The organism is Methylobacterium nodulans ORS 2060 (genome assembly GCF_000022085.1).
Lineage (GTDB): Bacteria > Pseudomonadota > Alphaproteobacteria > Rhizobiales > Beijerinckiaceae > Methylobacterium > Methylobacterium nodulans.
Map to the genome: position 1 here is coordinate 7,734,475 of NC_011894.1, position 16,016 is coordinate 7,750,490.

Below are 16,016 nucleotides of genomic sequence, written 5' to 3' on the forward strand. Positions count from 1 at the left end.
GGCCGAGCTTGCTGAGCTGCCAGGGGAACTGACACAGTTGCATTCCTGAGCCCACAGGAGTCCCGCGGCACGTTTGGCCGCTGACCCATATAGGGCAGCAGTTATGCGCTTAGAGTCGCAACATTGCCCGCGGGCAGCGCCAGATCCGGCGCCGTTCGCCTGATCGTGTCGGCCACGTAGGACGGAGCGAGGTGCGCGTAGTGCTTCTCGGCCATGCGGGTGCCGGAGTGGCCCAGCGCTTCGGCCACGACGATCAGCGGAGCGCCATTGCGGACCATCGCGCTCGCGTAGGAGTGCCGCAGCTCGTGGAGTGTGATGCTCTCCAGCTTCGCCCGATCCAGCGCCGTCTTGAAGCTCCGCTGATAAGTGGCCGGGCCCCAGCCCTCACCATTCTCGCGAATCAGCAGCAGCGCCTTGGGCGCACGACCGGCCGATAAGCGCTCGAACAGAGCCACACCGCCAGGCGTGAGCGGGACGTGGCGGGCTCGGCCGTTCTTGCTGCGCTCGATGAACACCGTCCCATTCGCCCGGTCGAAGTCGCGCACCATCAGGCGGGACAGCTCGCCGAATCGCGCGCCGGTCATGAGTGCCGTGGCCACGAGATCTCGGAGCGCCCCGTCGCAGGTGTTCAGGAGCCGCTGCTGTTCGGCTGCGTCAAGAAAGCGCACCCGGGCCGATCCGGTGTCCCGAAACGGCTTCAGCAGCCGCCACGCCCGGTCATTGTCCGCGAGCTGATGCTGGTAGGCCCAATTCAGCGCGGCCTTAAGGAGCGTCAATGTCCGATTCGCGGTATCGCGGCGACGGCGCAGCGCTTCCGGGTCGGATAGATCGACTGGCCGAGTGTTCACCTGCTTGGCGAGCTTTCCGGTTCGGACTCGCTTCGGCGCGTGCACCATGGCGTCGCGCCAGCGTCGCAACTTATCGAGGGTGAGGTCGCTCACTCGCGTGGCGCCGAGCTTCGGCAGGATATGCGTCCGGGCGCGGGAGCGCGCGTCATAGACGGCCTTCATGCCTTCGGCCGTGCGCGCCTCCAGGTAGCGCTCCAAAGCGTCGGCCACGGTCAAAGTAGGTTGCGCATCCGGCGCTGCCTGAAGTGATCGGACCCAGGCCCGGGTGGCTTCCTTGGCTTGTTCGTGCGTGAGGACGGTTGAGCCGTCCGCCTGGGCGACGTCGTCGGCGCGACCAAGGCGGACCTGAACCCGCTTGCCATCAGGCAGGCGCGACGCGGCAAGCCACGTTCCCCCCTGCCCTCTCGTTCCACGTCCGCTGCGATAGCCAAGCCGGATGCCGGGACCGATCAGCTCCCACTCGGGCGCATCGGTAGCCGGAAGGCTGGCTCGGCTGGTTCGGCTTTTGAAGGAACTGGCGCGGCGGGGCATCGGCGGACTTTTCGTTGTCGAATTCGTTGACAACTATGCCATGAAACCGAATGATCCACAATGAGCCGATATGACGTAAGCCACTGAGGATCAAAGTGTATCAGCCAGTCTCAAGATGCCTCAAGAACCCTCATTCTTCGCCCTCTCACGGCGAAAACAGGGGTTCGAGTCCCCTTGGGAGCGCCACCTTCCCCAAATTGCCCTTTATCTTCAATGCTTCGGCATCGGTGGGACCTTCACCCCGGTCGGTGGTGGGACCTGCCTGAGGACGCGCGAGCAGTGCCATCGCGAGGCCCGCGCGCGGCGCGGGTGCAGCGCTCGACCTCCTTCCTCATCGGATGCGGTCGCGCCGGACCTGGCTGCGGCAGCGCATGGCATTCTGCCGCTATCAGCCTTCCTGCTGACGCTCGGCTCGTTCCTGACCGCGAGCCTCTCGGCCCAGGAGCCGGGGCTCGGACGCCCGCGGCTTGCCATGGTTTTCGCTTGGATTGCGCTCGGCGTGCCGCTCCTCGCGACGGCGGCAGTCGCGCTCCTGGGGCTCAATCCAGTACTGCGCTCGGGCGTCATCCTGTCCGTCTTGGCGCCGCCGGTCGGCAGCGCGGCGGCGCTCGCGACGACGCTCGGCCTGCGGCCGCGCCTCGCACTGCTGACCTCGATCGCGCTGACCGTCGCCTCACCCGCCTTGATGCCGCTCCTCGCGATGCTGCTGCGAGCCGATGTCTCCCTCGACACCGGGCACCTGGCGTGGCGGCTCATCGCCGTCGTCGGATCGGCCGCGCTCATCGCCGCGATGGCGCGCCGCTGGCGCGCCCGGCTCACTGCTGTCCTGCCCGACGCGCTGGCGGCGGCCGGCGTCGCGGTGATCGGTCTCGTCATCGTGGGGCTCGCGGTGACGGACGGGGTGCGCGCGCAGATCGCCGTAGCGCCCGACACCTTCGCCCCCTTCGTCACGGCCGCGGTCGGCGTGAACCTCGCAGCGGGCCCTGCCGGGACGGCGCTGTTCTGGCCCTGGGGCAGCTGGGACGCGATGACGGTCGGCCTCGTGAGCGGGAACCGGAACGTGACGCTCGCCTGGGCGGCGGCCGGCGCGACGCTGGCGCCGGAGGGCGAGGCCTACATCGCCGCCTGCGCCATCCCGATCCTGAGCCTACCGCTGCTGCTCAAGACCGCCTTCGCGCTGCGCGCCCGCGGTGCGCGGGCGAGTGGGAGCACGGCTACCTAATGCCCGCACAGGGAGGGGACGATAATGGTCACATCCAGACGTTCGCCTCGCGCGCCGCGAGGGGGCGCTTCGGGTCGGCACCCGTCATTGCAGGCGCAGGCGTAGAGGGTTGCTTCCCACCCCTTGCAGCCTCTTCATAGCCAAGCTGATTGGGTTTTGACCCTGATGCGCCCGGCGCCCACAGCCAGAAAGTCCGCCCAGCCCCGCCGCGGCGGGGCTTTTTGCGACACGCAGCCTCATTTGTTGCGCGTTAAACGAAAGTTAATGTCCAGCCGCAACCAATGTGCTGACAGTGTTGAGCTTCATTCATCATTGAAGCCCCAACGACTGAGCCCGCCAGCTTCGGCTGCGCGGGCTCATTTTGTTTCAGCCTATTCCTTATACGGCCACGGCACGTCCCGCCCGACCAGCTTGTAGTGAGCCGGCAGTGGCCAGCCGGACCCATGCCCAGCCCGCCCTCTCCCTCTCCCTTCCACGATGTCGGCCAACGCTCCGGGCGAGGCGTTCCGCTGCGGCGGCCTCGGCAACCGTCCCCCGAGGGCGGCCCGTGAGTTTCCTTGACGGCCGCCCGCCGTCGCGGGTGAGATGGGGGCGCCGGGAGCATGGAGCCGCCGAGCCCGCACGGTGGGGCCGGGTCTCGCCGGCCGGAAGGATGGCAGATGCCTGACACCGTCGGCCCATCTTGCAGCATGCCCGCGCCCGCTGAGCCGCCACAGCCCGCGGCCGTCGAAGCCCTGCGCCTGGCCACGGCCTACCAGGCCTCGCGGGCGCTCCACGTGGCGATCCGGATGCACCTCCCGGACCTGCTGGCAGACAGCCCGCGATCGGTCGAGGACCTCGCCCGCGAGACAGGCGCGCACGCGCCTTCGCTCCGGCGCCTCCTGCGCGCACTCGCATCCTACGGCGTCTTCTCCGAGGCCGCGGATGGCCGCTTTGCGCTCGGGCCGCTCGGCGCCGCCCTGCGGGCCGGTGCGCCGGGATCCGTGCGGGATTTGGCGCTGATGTGGGGCGACGAGGATTACTGGATCACCTGGGCCGAGCTGGAGCGCTGCGTGTGCACGGGGCGGACCGCGGCGGAGCATCTCTTCGGGGCCGAGGATGCGTTCCGGCGCTACGCCGCCGATGCTCGCTTTGGGGCGGTGTTCAACGCGGGCATGACCGTGCTCTCGGCCGCCACCGCGGTGGCCGTCGTGGCGGCCTACGACTTCCCGGCCGCCGGGCTGGTGGTGGATGTCGGCGGCGGCCAGGGGCGGCTGATCGCGGCGGTCCTGCGGGCGAGGCCCGGCCTGCAAGGCGTCCTGCTGGACCTGCCGAGCGTGGTCGCGGGCGCGCCCGGGCTGCTTGCGGAGGCGGGCGTGGCCGAGCGCTGCGAGGTGGTGGGCGGGGACATGTTCACCGGCGTGCCGGAGGGCGGGGACCTCTACGTCCTGTCGCGCGTAATCGACAGCTTCGACGACGCTCGCGCGATCGCCGTCCTGGCGAACTGCCGCCGGGCGATGGTCGGTGGGCACGGGCGCTTGCTGCTGGTCGAGCCGGTGCTGCCCGACAGGGTCGGGGCGGTTGCGGCCCCGGATGTCCAGGAGAACATGCTGATGGACCTCAACATGCTGGTGCGCACCGGCGGGCGCGAGCGCACGGAGGCGGAGTACCGCGCCTTCCTTGCCGCGGCAGGCCTGCGGCTGGAGCGGGTCCTCCCGACGGGGGCGCCGGTGAGCTTGGTCGAGGCCGCCCCCACCTGAGCGTCCGCCAGCGGCGCTCCATCGCACCTGTCCCGCGGACTTGCATCCAGGGAGCGGGTTTGAAAACAGGGCCTGGCAAGCCCGCCCCGCCCCGCCGCGCCCCGCCCCGCCCCGCCGCGCCGCGGCGGGCTTCTCTTTTGGGCGGAACGCGTCAAGCGGTCCGATTTCGGCCCTCTGCGGACGCTGAGCCGACGGGCGGCATCGCGCCTGGAGGCTTGGTCGCCGAGAGGAGCCCGGCCGATGCTCTCGGGTAGAGCGCCGACATGCATGTGCTGCAGCGCACACGCCAGACGATCGCATCGCAACAAAACCCGGGGCTGATCGTTGTCCAGGCATGTCCAGTCTGCACAAGCGCTCCGCCGCCCGCGTTCTCACCCCCAATTCGCTAAGCCCCCCGCTCGTCCCACCCGAGATCCACGCCCGCTACGCTGAGATTATGGCCAAGATCCCGCGCGTGCGCCTCGATGTCGGTCGCCCTGCGAAGATGGCCGAGCCTCTGCCAGCTGTGAGCTCATTTTACAGCTGACGCCCCTTTCGGTCGGTGCGGAGCTGAGCATTCCGGTGACCCGCCTCATGGAGCGGTTCGAGGAGTAGGAGTAGGCAGCCGCGGGCCGCATCACGGCCAGCATCGCAGTTCCCGCCGCGAGCAGCATCACCGCTGACCAGCCATTGATCCTGGCCAACCAAGCCCGCCCGGCCCTGCTGTGGCGGGCTTTTCTCGTCCGAAACGTGAGACGCTCTGGTTTTCCAGTCTACGGACAGGCAATAGGTCGCGCCCCGAGCTTGGCGCTTCAGCTTGAGGGCGAGGGCGTCGAGGTTCGTGGGCCGGCTCCGGGACGGCGCCGGCAAGCTGGGCGGGTATGGCTAACCATCCGGGAACGCCGGCGTGTTCGCGGTTGCAACGGGCCCGGCGCGACGCCGCCGATTGCCTCCGCCGCGATCAGCGAAAAAATTTCGTGGGCCATGTCACTTGGCAGGATGCCGCCTCGTCATAGGCTCGAACCCACGCGGCCATGACCCTGGTCCGTGCTCGACCAAAGGACGAAACCCATGAAGATCGTGGTCATCGGCGGAAGTGGACTGATCGGCTCGAAGGCCGTCGCCATTCTGCGCCAGGGCGGCCACGAGGTCGTCGCCGCCTCGCCCAAAAGCGGTATCAACAGCATCACCGGCGAGGGGCTCAAAGAGGCCATGGCCGGCGCGCAGGTGGTGATCGACCTCGCCAATTCGCCCTCGTTTGAAGACAAGGCGGTGCTGGAATTCTTCGAGACGTCCAGCCGCAACCTTCTCGCGGCGGAGGCTGCAGCGGGCGTCCGGCACCATGTCGCGCTATCCATCGTCGGAACCGACCGGATGCCCGACAATGGCTATTTCCGCGCCAAGGTCGCCCAAGAGAAACTGATCGAGACCTCCGGAATCCCTTACACCATCATCCGCTCGACTCAGTTCCTGGAATTCCTCGGCGGTATCGCCGCTTCAAGTGCGGATGGAAACATCGTCAGGCTTTCGCCCGGCCTGTTCCAGCCCATCGCGGCGGATGACGTTGCTGCCATCGTTGCCGATGTGGCGCTCGCGGCGCCGAAAAGCGGCATCGTCGAGATCGCGGGCCCGGAACGAGCGCCGTTCAACGAGATCGTCGCCCGCTATCTGAAGGCGGTCGGCGACCCGCGTGAGGTCGTGAGCGACCCCGAGTCCCGATACTTCGGCGGCCGGGTCGAGGAGCGCTCGCTCGTGCCGTTGGGCGAAGCGCGCCTCGGCCGCATCGGTTTCGACGAATGGCTCCGCCGCTCACAGGCAGGAGCCTGATCCCGCATCCGCCAACCGACGGAAAGGAGTTCCATGAAACGCATCCTCTGGTCGCTGCTTGTCGCCACCCTGCCGTTCGGCAGCGTCCTCGCGGATGCGCCGAAGTCGAAGAACGCCAAGGTGACCCTCGTCTACCAGCACGAGCTGCCGAATGTTCCCGGCAAGAGCATCAAGGGCGTGCTCGTCGAATACGGCCCGGGCGGCTACTCGCCTGGTCACACGCATGCCAAATCCGCCTTCATCTACGCGACCGTGCTTGAGGGGGCGATCCGCAGTCAGGTCAACGACAGACCGGTGACGACCTACAAGGCCGGACAGAGCTTCTCCGAGCTGCCCGGCGACCGCCACGGCGTCAGCGCCAATGCCAGCAAGACGAAGCCGGCCAAGCTCCTCGCGGTGTTCGTGGTGGACACGAACGAGACGGAACTGACGATCCCATTCGGGAACTGATACCAGCTCTCGGTGAGCGAGACTCACGCGGGCTGGCGGCATCCGAGCCTGCAGGTAGACGCCGTCGGCCCAGACAAAGACGTAGCGGCGGGTCCGGTCAGAACGCTTCTGCCATCTCACCTGAGCCGCGCTCGGCAGCAAGCGGTGGGGTGGACCTGACCACGGCTTTGCTGGCAGAGCTGAACGGGCTTGCGCGGCGGTGGCACGATCGGGCTCTCGCCTGATATCGGTTGCGCAGATCCGCGCTTAGCAGGTCGCCCGTCCTCCGGAGAGGTCGAACACGGCGCCGGTCGAGAACGAGCACTCCTCCGTGCACAGCCATCCCACGAGCGCCGCCACCCCCTCGACCTGGCCGAAGCGCCCATCGGGATCTTCGAGAGCATGAGCTGCACGTGCTCCTCACTCATCTGGTCGAAGACCGCCGTCCTCACCGCGGCCGGCGTCACGCAGTTCACGACCACCCTGGCGCGCGCAAGCTCCTTGCCGAGGGACTTGGTCAGCCCGATGACCTCCGCCTTGCTCGCGCTGTAGGCGGGTGCATTCGGATTAGCCTCCTTGCCAGCGACCGAGGCGACATTGACGAAGCGGCCCTGGCCGCTCGCAACCATATGCGGGACGACCGCCCAACAGCAAAGAAAGACGCCAGTCAGATTGACGTCGAGCACCCGCCGCCAGTCCTCGACCGGTACTCCCATGGCGTCATGTTGGGCCCCGAGATGCCGGCGTTGTTCACCAGCACGTCGATGCCACCGAGCTGGGACAGCGTCTGCACTCTCGCTGGAGACGTCGATGGTGACTGCCTGGGCTGCCGGGCCGAGCATCGCGGCTTTAAGCGCGACGGTCAGGGATCACCGCGCCTCTTGCTCCTCCCGGAGCCGGGCGAGATGCTCGCGCATCAAGGTTAGCGTACGCTTCCACTGCAAGAGCACGGCCTCAGCGTAGCACGCATTGAGCCCTTTTGCCTTGAGATCCGCGACGACCGCTTTCTGGCGCTGGCACCGCGCCTCCCAATCGGCGGTGCTCAGTTCCGCGAGTTCAAGTTCAGTGAGGGCCCGGTCCATGACGGCGGGTTCGTCGGGTTCGCGAGTTTTCCAGAGGCGCAGCGGCCGCGGGGAGCGCCGTGCGGAAAGCCATGATTCTGGGTCATTTAAGCTGAGCGATGCCACTTCCGGCTTCGCAACTGTGCCCATATGCAGATCGCTGCAGCATGGGTCAAACAGATTTTATCAATAACGGTTATTGATCCCATCAATATGAAAGGCTTCCAATGAAGGGGCGCTGCAAGCACGGCCGGAACTGTTGGCGAATTCGGGTGACTCTTCGGCCGGGTGTCTGGCGCGGCCGTTGCACGGGCGTGAGGCCGGTCCCGTCACGGGCTCCGCGGCGGGCCTGATCGAATTCGCCAATAGTACCTGGCTGTTTTGCTGACGATACAGCCCCGCTTGCCCAGGCGGCAGATCAGGATCTCGCCCGTAGCGATGTTCACGCTTGCGATTTCTTCAGGACCAAGCCTCGACGGCCTATGGCCGATCGGGGCTCTCTCCGCGTTTCAGGTCTTCTCATCCGGCCACGGCACGTCCCGTCCGACCAGCTTGTATTGCGCCGGACGGGCCGCGAATCCGGTCGCGCGCCGGCCAGTCTCGGCGTGGATCTGAGCAGAGTGGGCGAGCATGTCCCGGCGGACCTCTGGCCGGCGCGCCCCGCAGCGGGAGCAGCGCAGGCGGAAGGCGAAGCGATCCGAGGGCAGATCATCCGGGAATCGATCTGTCGCGATGACGGCGCGGTGCCCGAAGCCGATGCGCCGGCAGCAGACCTCGACTGTCGTGACGCCGGTCGCGTGCAACGCGGCGGTGGCGGAGGGCGGACTATGTGGGACCGAAACCGCGCCATCGAGGCTGAAGATCGCGGCCGAAGCCGCAGCTCTTCTACCTGCTGAGTTGATCCGTGGTCAGTCTTGCAGTCCGGCTCGCATTGTGCTCAGCCAGAATGCGGTCCAGGTCGCGAAGAACCCGACATTTGGCGACAGCTTCTGACGACCGCTTCATGGCCGCATCCTCCTGCTACCAGCCTCCTATGGCAGTTCACAGCCCCGGCGGATGTGCCATGCAACACGGAGCTGCTGGATCAATCGCAAGCCTGGCCAGTAGCTTACCGCCCCTTCTTCGGCCGCCCCGGACCCTTCTTCGGCCCGTTCACCTTGGCACCAGTGGCCGCACGCTTCGGAGCCGCAGCTTTTCGACCCAGGCCAAGGCTCTTCGCAAGCTCGGAGCGCTGCGCAGCGTAGTTCGCCGTCGTCATCGGATAGTCCGGCGGGAGCCCCCACTTCTGGCGGTACTGCACGGGCGTCGGCCTGCGCCCGGCAAGGTGTCACCTAAGCGTCTTGTAGGGCTTCCCGTCCTCTAGACTGATGATGTGGTTCGGCGTGACGGTCTTCTTGATCGGGATCGGCGGAACCGGCTTCTCGGGTTCCGGCCTGGCTGGCTCTCCGAGCTTGCCGAGCTGATCGTATACTCTTTGGATCACGGTCGGCAGCTCACCCATCGGTAAGCAGTTGTGGGACACCTGGGCCGAAACGATGCCTGTAGCTAAATCGATCAGGTTCTGTTCCGGTACGGCTTTGACTTCCATGGCAGATCCCAATTCCTTGGCGCCCGCCGTCTGAAGCAAAGTGCCCGCCGGTTCAACGCACAGGTACAGACTGCTACTCTCCGCCTGGGGAACTCCTCGGCAGTCGCTGCGGCGCACTTGCCTGCTCGGCCACCTCGGGCAGCCCTTTCTCGAGAACATCATGGACTGTGTAGGCTTGAGCGGACGTGGTCTGCCCGAGCCGGTCCCAGTCGAGCGGCATCGCAATCGACGCGCTGGCCTTCGCTCGCGTCGAGTAGGGCATCACGGCGGTCGCTCCACGCTGGTTGCGCAGGTAGTCGATGAAGATCCGTCCGGACCGATCGGTCTTCGCCATCTCCGCCGTGAACCGCTCGGGCGCCTGTTTCTCCATCGCCTGCGCCAGCTGCTTTGCATAAGCACTGACCGCCGGCCACGTCGCCCCGGTCAGCGGCACGATCACGTGTACGCCTTTGCCACCCGACAGCATCGGCCATGAGCTCAGGCCGTCCTCCAGCAGACGGTCGCGAATGAACAGAGCGGCATCCACCACTGCGCCGAACGCCACGGCCGGATCGGGATCGAGGTCGAGGACGAGACGATCCGGCACCTCAAGCGCGCCGGCACGCGCTCCCCAGCCGTGAAACTCGAGGGCTCCGATCTGCACGCAGGCCAAGATGCCCGCCAAGTCTTCGACGTAGATGTGGTTCTGCGTCTCGCCAGACGCCTCGGTGATGCTCACCGTCCGAACGGCCTCCGGGAACCCAGGGGCGGCGTGCTGCTGGACGAAGCAGCGTGCATCAACGCCGCGCGGGCAGCGGATCAGCGTGAGCGGCCGGCCTGAGATGTGCGGCAGCATCACCACAGAGACCTGCTCGTAGTAGGCCACGAGATCGCGCTTGCTGACCTTGGCCTGCGGGTACGGCTGACGGTCGGGGCTGGTGATCCGCACGCCGTGCGAGATCATCGCCCTTTCGGCTGCTCTCGCTCTTGCACGCTTGGTGGCCTGCACGACTGGCTGCGCGTGCTCAGCCCTCACCTCGTCCGCGGGCTTGTCATCGCGCAAGCTGACAGGAATTGGTGGCTCGGCGCGATGCTCGAGCGGCATGGGCCGCGATGCGGCAAGGTTTGACGAGCGTCGTGTCGAGGTGCGCTCTCCCGCAGCGATCTGCTCCAAAGAGCGGCCCGTCGTGATGCTCGATGTATGGCTCTGAGTGAGATCGCTGTCCCTGTTCGCCTCGTCGTCCTCAAGCTTGCGCAGGAGCCAGTTCTCGCGCTTGCTACCCTTCATTCGGATCAGCAGCCAAGCGCCGCGCATGCGCTCTCCATGAAGAGTGAAGCGCAGCCTGCCGTTTTTGATTGCCTCGTGTGGATCTCCGTCAGGCGACCACGTTCCGCGATCCCACAGCATCACCGTCCCTGCGCCGTAGTTGCCCTGCGGGATGGTTCCTTCGAAGTCGGCATAGGCTACGGGATGATCCTCCGTGCGGACCGCGAGCCGCTTGTCAGCGGGGTCGAGACTCGGCCCGCGCGCGACGGCCCAACTGAGCAGAACACCGTCGAGCTCCAGGCGGAAGTCGTAGTGCAGGCGCCTCGCCGCATGCTTCTGGACGACAAAGCGGTGGCCACCCCCGCTTGTCACGCGCCCCTTCGGCTCTGCCGTCTGTGTGAAGTCTCGCTTCCTGTTGTAGGAGGCGAGAGTGTCTTCTGTCTGGCCTGGTGCTGTGCTCATACCGCAGCCTCGCTGTCCATCGCTGAACACGCCGATCCGCTGCGGGAAGTTCCATGGACTGCAATGTGCGGCGCCTTGAGGGCCGGCTGCAGCTTCCGAGGCGGTTCCCCTGGCCATGTCAGCAGGCGAACATCAAGGTGATTGCCGACACATGCCGCGCTGGCTGAATACCCCAATCCTACAGGCAAGCTGCGGAACGGGAGAGGATGACCTGAACGGTCCTTCCGAATGCATCCGATAAATGGCCGCTTGAGGCGCAGGAACGAGCGTTACGGTGAGACCAACTGAATTGCCCGCGGATCGTTAAGAGCGGCACCCGCAGATCGAAGCCAGGCGGAAGCCCGCGCAGGGCACTATTGCGCGGCTCTGGCCCACAGAACGATACATCCCGCAAATACCACCCTTTCACAGCCGCGTACAGCGTTGGCTCACGGCATCACACTGCGGGATCACGGCTGGGCTTTGTGCGTTGTGAAAGCGTTCTCCGACAGCGTGGAGCGGCGCAATGCAGGAGTTTAATGAACACGTAACGGATGGCGGGCGGTTCACCAGCGTTCCCGTGCCCATCGAGCACCTCACGGTCAGTCAGAGAGATGCATATGCGGAGGCTGGTGAGGCGCTGCTCAACCAACGACTCAGCCGTTTCGATCCCGACAAGCGCGATGCGTACTGGAGCGCAGTTCGGCTTTGCTACAACCGTCCCTACAATGATGCCACTCCACTAGGCGTCCCGGCGATGCCTGAGGCCGCTGTGCTGCTGCCCTCAGCTGTCGGTCTGCCGCTGACCTGAAGCACCGCGAAGCCAGCCAGATGCTCGACGCGGTCTGGTCCGCAATGGGCGAGCGTGCGGGCTGCGTCACGCTTGCCTTTGCTGATTGCCTACGTGCCGGCGTGCGGGGTCGTCCGAAAGCTGAGGCGCCGTTCTCCAGCGAGGGCACGGCGCCGATCAGGTCAACCGATCAAGCCTGCAGGGGCTCTCTTAGGGTCGCAGCCGGAGCAGGTCTGCGCCTGCGCGGCCTCGCGCAGAAGGTCAGGGTGAGCGCCGCGAGGACCGCGATCCCCGTCAGCGCCTGCTCGCCATCCAGAACGACCGCATCGCCCGCACGGCGGAAGCGCCATTGGAGACTGACCTCGCCGCCTCCCGCGAGCGCCTGCGCGCGCTGGAAGCGCAGATCAGCCAACTCACCGCGATCCAGAGCGATCTCGCCGCCCGGCTCAACGAGTACCGGCAGGCGAGCCTCGCGAACATTCAGCAGGAGATCGTCGTCCGCCAGCAGCGGATCGCCGCCGCCCAGGCGAACCAAACCTCCGCTGCGGCGGATCTCGCGCGCAAGACCACACTCGGGGCGATCGGCATCGTCGCCGGAAGCTCGGTCGCGCAGGCCCGGGCCGCCTCGGTCGCGGCGGTCAGCGAGCAGGCCATCGCCAGGGCCGAGCTGGAGCGCCTCAACCGGCAGCTGGACGCCCTCCGGCGCGGCACCTTCGTGGGCGGGGGGCGCAACGACCTCCCCTACTCGCAGCAGCGCCAGGACGAGGTCGCGATCCACCTCACCAACCTGCAGGCCCAGGCCCGGACCGAGCGCGCGCATCCAGCACCTGGAGCTTCAGAGCGAGGTCGAGCGCGCGCGCAACCACAAGCTCTCGACCGCCGCGGTCCATGTGCCGTTCCAGGGCGTGATCTGGCGCAACAACGTGGTGGCGGGCTCGAACGCGGTGGTCGGCAACGAACTGGTCCGGCTCCTCGACTGCCGGGACCTGTTCGTCGACGTCACCGTCGATGAGGCCGACTACGACGACATCCATCCCGGCAGCGCGGCCGAGGTGCGGCTCCTTGGCAGCGCGCTGGTCATCCGCGGCACGGTGGTCTCGGTGCTCGGGTCGCATTCCGCCGCGGAGGAGGTGGTGCTCGCGGCGCTGCTGCCCGAGAGAACCGGCAAGCACGCGCACCTCCGCATCGCCCTCGAACCCAACCGGATGCAGACCGACTTCGCGAATTTCTGTCGGGTTGGCCGCACCGTCCAGGTTCGCATCGCGCGCCCTGGCAATGGCCTTCCCGTCGTGAGCTGGGTCAAGAGCCTGTGGTTCAGCATCTCGTAGCGCTGGCGCCGACGCTCGTCGTCAGCGCCTTCTTCCTCGTCTTCACGCTCAATTGGCGCCGCGAGGCCACGTGGCCGCGGGCGATCACCTGCGCCATCGGGCTCGCAGTCGCCTGCAACGCCCGTTTCGGGCGGGGCGCTGTCGTGCCGGCCCGAGCGGGCCTGGTGGACAAGCGCACCTGGTCAACAAGGTTCGAGATGCGCACGCCGCGCTATACGACCCGGCCCGATGAGCTGCCGGTGGTCAATGCCGTGCCAGTGTGAGCGAGCGTGTCGTTCCCCTGATGCGCCGCATCTGCGTAGCGCCACGGCTCGGCAAGCAATGACAGCGGGCCGGAGCCGAGATGGAGAAGCTGGAAACCCCGGCCCGTCGATAGCGCTGCAGGCGTGGGCTCGGACCCCGTGAGCAGCACCACCCGTTACCTGTCGCATCGGCGGCATCGGCCGTCGTTCACCCGGGTTAGAGAAGATGCCCCCGGCCGAGCCACGGGGGATGAGCACCATCTACCGGAGGAGCAGCGTGGCTTCCACCGATCGCCGTCTGACTGCCGCGGAGCTGAGCTTCTGGGCTGTCCTTGGCCTCTGCGCTGTGTTCCTGTGCCTGGGCGGGCTGTTCATCGCGGCCCCGACCACAGGAGCTTTGATCTTCGGCATCCCAGCTCCAGGCAACATCGCTGACGCGTACCTGCGTGCCATTGGCTTCCGAGATGCTGCGTTGGCTCTATACTTGGCTGGGCTTGTCTGCTTCTCATCCCATCGCGCGGTGTGCATCGTCCTGGGGGCGAGTGTCCTCATCCCGGTCTGTGACGTCGCCCTCGTCGTAACTTCAGGTACGGCAGCTTGGTGGCAGATCGCACTCCATGCCGTGAGCGCAATCTGCTTGAGTGCCGTGACGGCCTGGGTGTCACTCAGCGCATCGTAGGAGGCGAGATCCTGGCCCGCTGGTGAGATCGACCGCGGCTATCCGCTCAGGAACTCCGCGAGCGGTTAGCCGAGGAGTTTGACTGCAGCAGCCTGGAGGGCGGGACAGTCGCCTACGGAGCCCCGCTTGGTCTGGGATGGACGGGATCTCGCGGCCGTGCTCGTCGTGGGCGCGACGGGGATTGCAGCGCTGTCTCATGAGCAGAGAGATGCGCCGCGCGTTGCTCCATGCTTGCGTGCAGGCGCGGCTATGCCGGCCTCGCCAGCAGGATCGCGGTTCTCACCGCCATGCGCCGCGCCCCCTCGCCCATTGCCGGGTCGGTCGCGATCCAATTCGCTCACGCGTGCGCCACTACAACACTACAATCGGGTCGCTTGGGTCCAGATCCTCCCATGCCGGGCAGCCCTGGATGCTCAACCGGGCGATCGTGTGGATCTCGCGGGCGAGCAAGTCGGGCGAAGTGAACTCGTTGGGTGTGGCAGGCGGCTCGATCACGTCCGAGCCCTGGCGGCCAGTTTACGAGCGCGCAGGCGTCGTGCTGATCGCCTGCAAACGGCAGCCAAGGCAGCCGCTGCCGTGATCAGCACAGGGGCGAGGAATACATAGGTGGCGCTCACGCCGGCCTCCCTAGCAGGATCGTGGTCCGCACGGCCATGCGCCGCTGCGCCCCGGGGCGCATTCTCCCGTGCGAGCACCTCGCGGGCATAGGGATGGGCGGCGACAACGTGATGCCCGGCAGAAGGGTCGACAGGATCAGCGGCGGGGGCCGCCCTTGCGGATCGGGGCGGCCGAGGCGGGGCGGCGCGACAGCACCTTCGGCAGCGGTGCACGCCGCGGCTCCGGCTCCGGCTCCGGAGGCGTGGCCAGATCCGGCGGCGGTGCGGGCTGGGGCGGGGCGACCGGAGCGGCCGGCGCGAGGGCATGGGCCAGCACCTTCTTCATCGCGCCGGGCAGAGGTTCCCCGTCGAGTTCGGCGCGCGGCGTGAAGCGCATGCCCTCGGGTGCCACTGTCGCGGCCGAGACCCGGGCGAGAAACACCGTCAGCTCGAGCGGGAAATGCGTGAAGGTGTGGCGCACCACCCCCGGCAGGCGCTTCCAGCGCGCGTCGAGCGGCGCGTCGAGGAGGCCGCGGGCCGGGTCGTAGTCGGGCGTCCAGGCGCTCGTCGGCGGCTCCGCCATGCTGCCGAGCAGCCCCTCCGGCGGCCGCGTCCGCAGCAGGATCGCCTCATCGCCCGCCCGCACCGCCACGAAGGCCGCTCCCTTGCGCAGCAATCCGGGCTCCTTGCGCAGCTTGCGCGGGAAGGTCTCCTGGAGGCCCTCGGCGCGGGCTCGGCAGGGTGGCATCCAGGGGCAGAGCGCACAGGCCGGGCGCTTCGGGGTGCAGATCGTGGCCCCAAGATCCATCACGGCTTGCGCGAAGTCGCCGGGCCGCCGCGCCGGCACCAGCGATTCGGCGAGAGTGCGGATCTCCGGCTTCGCCGCCGGAAGCGGCGTCTCGATGGCGAAGAGGCGCGAGATCACCCGCTCCACGTTGCCGTCGACCGCCGCTTCCCGCCGGTCGAAGGCGATCGCCGCGATCGCGCCCGCCGTGTAAGCGCCGATGCCGGGGAGCTTGCGCAGGCCCTCCACCGTGTCCGGGAAGCCGCCTGCGGCGACCACCGCCTTGGCGCAGGCATGCAGGTTGCGCGCGCGCGAATAGTAGCCGAGGCCGGCCCAGGCGCTCATGACCGCCTCCTCCGGCGCCGCGGCGAGCGCCGCGATGGTCGGGAAACGGTCGAGGAAGCGGGCGAAATACGGCTTCACCGCAGCGACGGTCGTCTGCTGCAGCATGATCTCGGAGAGCCAGACCCGGTAGGGATCCGGCACGGCGCCGGCCTCGGCGCGCCAGGGCAGCGCGCGGCGGTGGCGGTCGTACCAGACCAGGAGGTCGGCTGCGTCCGGCCTTGAGTGCGACGCGGCGGGCGCTACCATGCTTTTCGCTTATCCGGTTTTCCGGCTGCTGGGGAGCGGCCTTCCGACGGCGTTCCCGGTGAACGGGACGTTAAGCTAGCTTGCGCTGTTCTCGT

Annotated in this window: 14 protein-coding genes and 4 pseudogenes; 9 read left to right on the plus strand and 9 right to left on the minus strand. The window is 67.5% G+C overall.

Translation table 11 applies throughout. The features are described from left to right. Positions 1–101: 101 nt before the first annotated feature. A complete protein-coding gene (locus MNOD_RS36125) occupies positions 102–1,379 on the minus strand; it encodes a tyrosine-type recombinase/integrase (protein WP_015933923.1) in 1,278 nt (425 codons plus the stop codon). A 472-nt stretch (positions 1,380–1,851) separates the two neighbouring features. Here MNOD_RS36125 and MNOD_RS36130 point away from each other — a divergent pair, with 472 nt between their 5' ends. From MNOD_RS36130 to MNOD_RS36145, 4 genes are all read left to right on the plus strand, one after another. Further along, on the plus strand, positions 1,852–2,601 hold the full coding sequence (locus MNOD_RS36130; protein WP_050783472.1) for a hypothetical protein: 750 nt from the start codon (positions 1,852–1,854) through the stop codon (positions 2,599–2,601). A 659-nt stretch (positions 2,602–3,260) separates the two neighbouring features. After that, a complete protein-coding gene (locus tag MNOD_RS36135) occupies positions 3,261–4,340 on the plus strand; it encodes an O-methyltransferase family 2 (RefSeq protein WP_015933925.1) in 1,080 nt (359 codons plus the stop codon). 1,050 nt (positions 4,341–5,390) lie between these two features. Beyond that, entirely contained in the window at positions 5,391–6,146 is a 756-nt protein-coding gene (locus MNOD_RS36140; RefSeq protein ID WP_015933927.1) for an SDR family oxidoreductase, read from the plus strand. A 33-nt stretch (positions 6,147–6,179) separates the two neighbouring features. Beyond that, positions 6,180–6,596, plus strand: a complete 417-nt coding sequence (locus tag MNOD_RS36145; RefSeq protein WP_015933928.1) for a cupin domain-containing protein — start codon at positions 6,180–6,182, stop codon at positions 6,594–6,596. Between the two features lie 246 nt (positions 6,597–6,842). On the opposite strand, the pseudogene MNOD_RS44645 reads toward MNOD_RS36145, so the two are convergent. From MNOD_RS44645 to MNOD_RS50825, 6 genes and pseudogenes are all read right to left on the minus strand, one after another. Beyond that, positions 6,843–7,374 (minus strand): annotated as a pseudogene (locus tag MNOD_RS44645) (SDR family NAD(P)-dependent oxidoreductase); the annotation flags it as partial. Positions 7,375–7,444: 70 nt separating this feature from the next. Then, positions 7,445–7,657 (minus strand): hypothetical protein, encoded by a 213-nt coding sequence (locus tag MNOD_RS36150; RefSeq protein ID WP_015933929.1) that lies wholly within the window; start codon positions 7,655–7,657, stop codon positions 7,445–7,447. Between the two features lie 488 nt (positions 7,658–8,145). After that, positions 8,146–8,439 (minus strand): hypothetical protein, encoded by a 294-nt coding sequence (locus MNOD_RS36155; RefSeq protein WP_015933930.1) that lies wholly within the window; start codon positions 8,437–8,439, stop codon positions 8,146–8,148. A gap of 305 nt (positions 8,440–8,744) precedes the next feature. Then, positions 8,745–9,224: pseudogene (locus MNOD_RS36160) on the minus strand (Ros/MucR family transcriptional regulator). 73 nt (positions 9,225–9,297) lie between these two features. Continuing rightward, positions 9,298–10,308 (minus strand): non-homologous end-joining DNA ligase, encoded by a 1,011-nt coding sequence (gene ligD / locus MNOD_RS50820; RefSeq protein WP_425277524.1) that lies wholly within the window; start codon positions 10,306–10,308, stop codon positions 9,298–9,300. 48 nt (positions 10,309–10,356) lie between these two features. Beyond that, positions 10,357–10,932: pseudogene (locus MNOD_RS50825) on the minus strand (DNA polymerase ligase N-terminal domain-containing protein); the annotation flags it as partial. Positions 10,933–11,437: 505 nt separating this feature from the next. On the opposite strand from MNOD_RS50825, the gene MNOD_RS36170 reads away from it, so the two are divergent. Then, the gene (locus MNOD_RS36170; protein WP_015933932.1) at positions 11,438–11,722 is read left to right on the plus strand and encodes a hypothetical protein; all 285 of its coding nucleotides are present in this window, start codon (positions 11,438–11,440) and stop codon (positions 11,720–11,722) included. Between the two features lie 169 nt (positions 11,723–11,891). Here the strand turns inward: MNOD_RS36170 and MNOD_RS49630 are convergent, their stop codons facing one another. Then, positions 11,892–12,521: a hypothetical protein gene (locus tag MNOD_RS49630; protein WP_050783473.1), complete on the minus strand. Its 630-nt coding sequence runs from the start codon at positions 12,519–12,521 to the stop codon at positions 11,892–11,894. Positions 12,522–12,606: 85 nt separating this feature from the next. Here MNOD_RS49630 and MNOD_RS49635 point away from each other — a divergent pair, with 85 nt between their 5' ends. The 4 genes and pseudogenes from MNOD_RS49635 to MNOD_RS47460 all read left to right on the plus strand — a co-directional run bounded on the left by MNOD_RS49635 (position 12,607) and on the right by MNOD_RS47460 (position 14,530). Continuing rightward, a complete protein-coding gene (locus MNOD_RS49635; RefSeq protein WP_244424630.1) occupies positions 12,607–13,029 on the plus strand; it encodes an HlyD family secretion protein in 423 nt (140 codons plus the stop codon). Positions 13,030–13,139: 110 nt separating this feature from the next. Next, positions 13,140–13,292: pseudogene (locus tag MNOD_RS47455) on the plus strand (DUF4113 domain-containing protein); the annotation flags it as partial. Between the two features lie 229 nt (positions 13,293–13,521). Further along, a complete protein-coding gene (locus MNOD_RS36185; RefSeq protein ID WP_015933934.1) occupies positions 13,522–13,950 on the plus strand; it encodes a DUF4267 domain-containing protein in 429 nt (142 codons plus the stop codon). A gap of 409 nt (positions 13,951–14,359) precedes the next feature. Beyond that, positions 14,360–14,530 carry a hypothetical protein gene (locus MNOD_RS47460; RefSeq protein ID WP_157091641.1) on the plus strand — a complete coding sequence of 57 codons (171 nt, stop codon included), beginning with the start codon at positions 14,360–14,362 and terminating at the stop codon, positions 14,528–14,530. A gap of 173 nt (positions 14,531–14,703) precedes the next feature. Here MNOD_RS47460 and mutY read toward each other — a convergent pair whose 3' ends face one another. After that, positions 14,704–15,921 (minus strand): A/G-specific adenine glycosylase, encoded by a 1,218-nt coding sequence (gene mutY, locus MNOD_RS36190; RefSeq protein ID WP_015933935.1) that lies wholly within the window; start codon positions 15,919–15,921, stop codon positions 14,704–14,706. Positions 15,922–16,016: the final 95 nt, after the last annotated feature.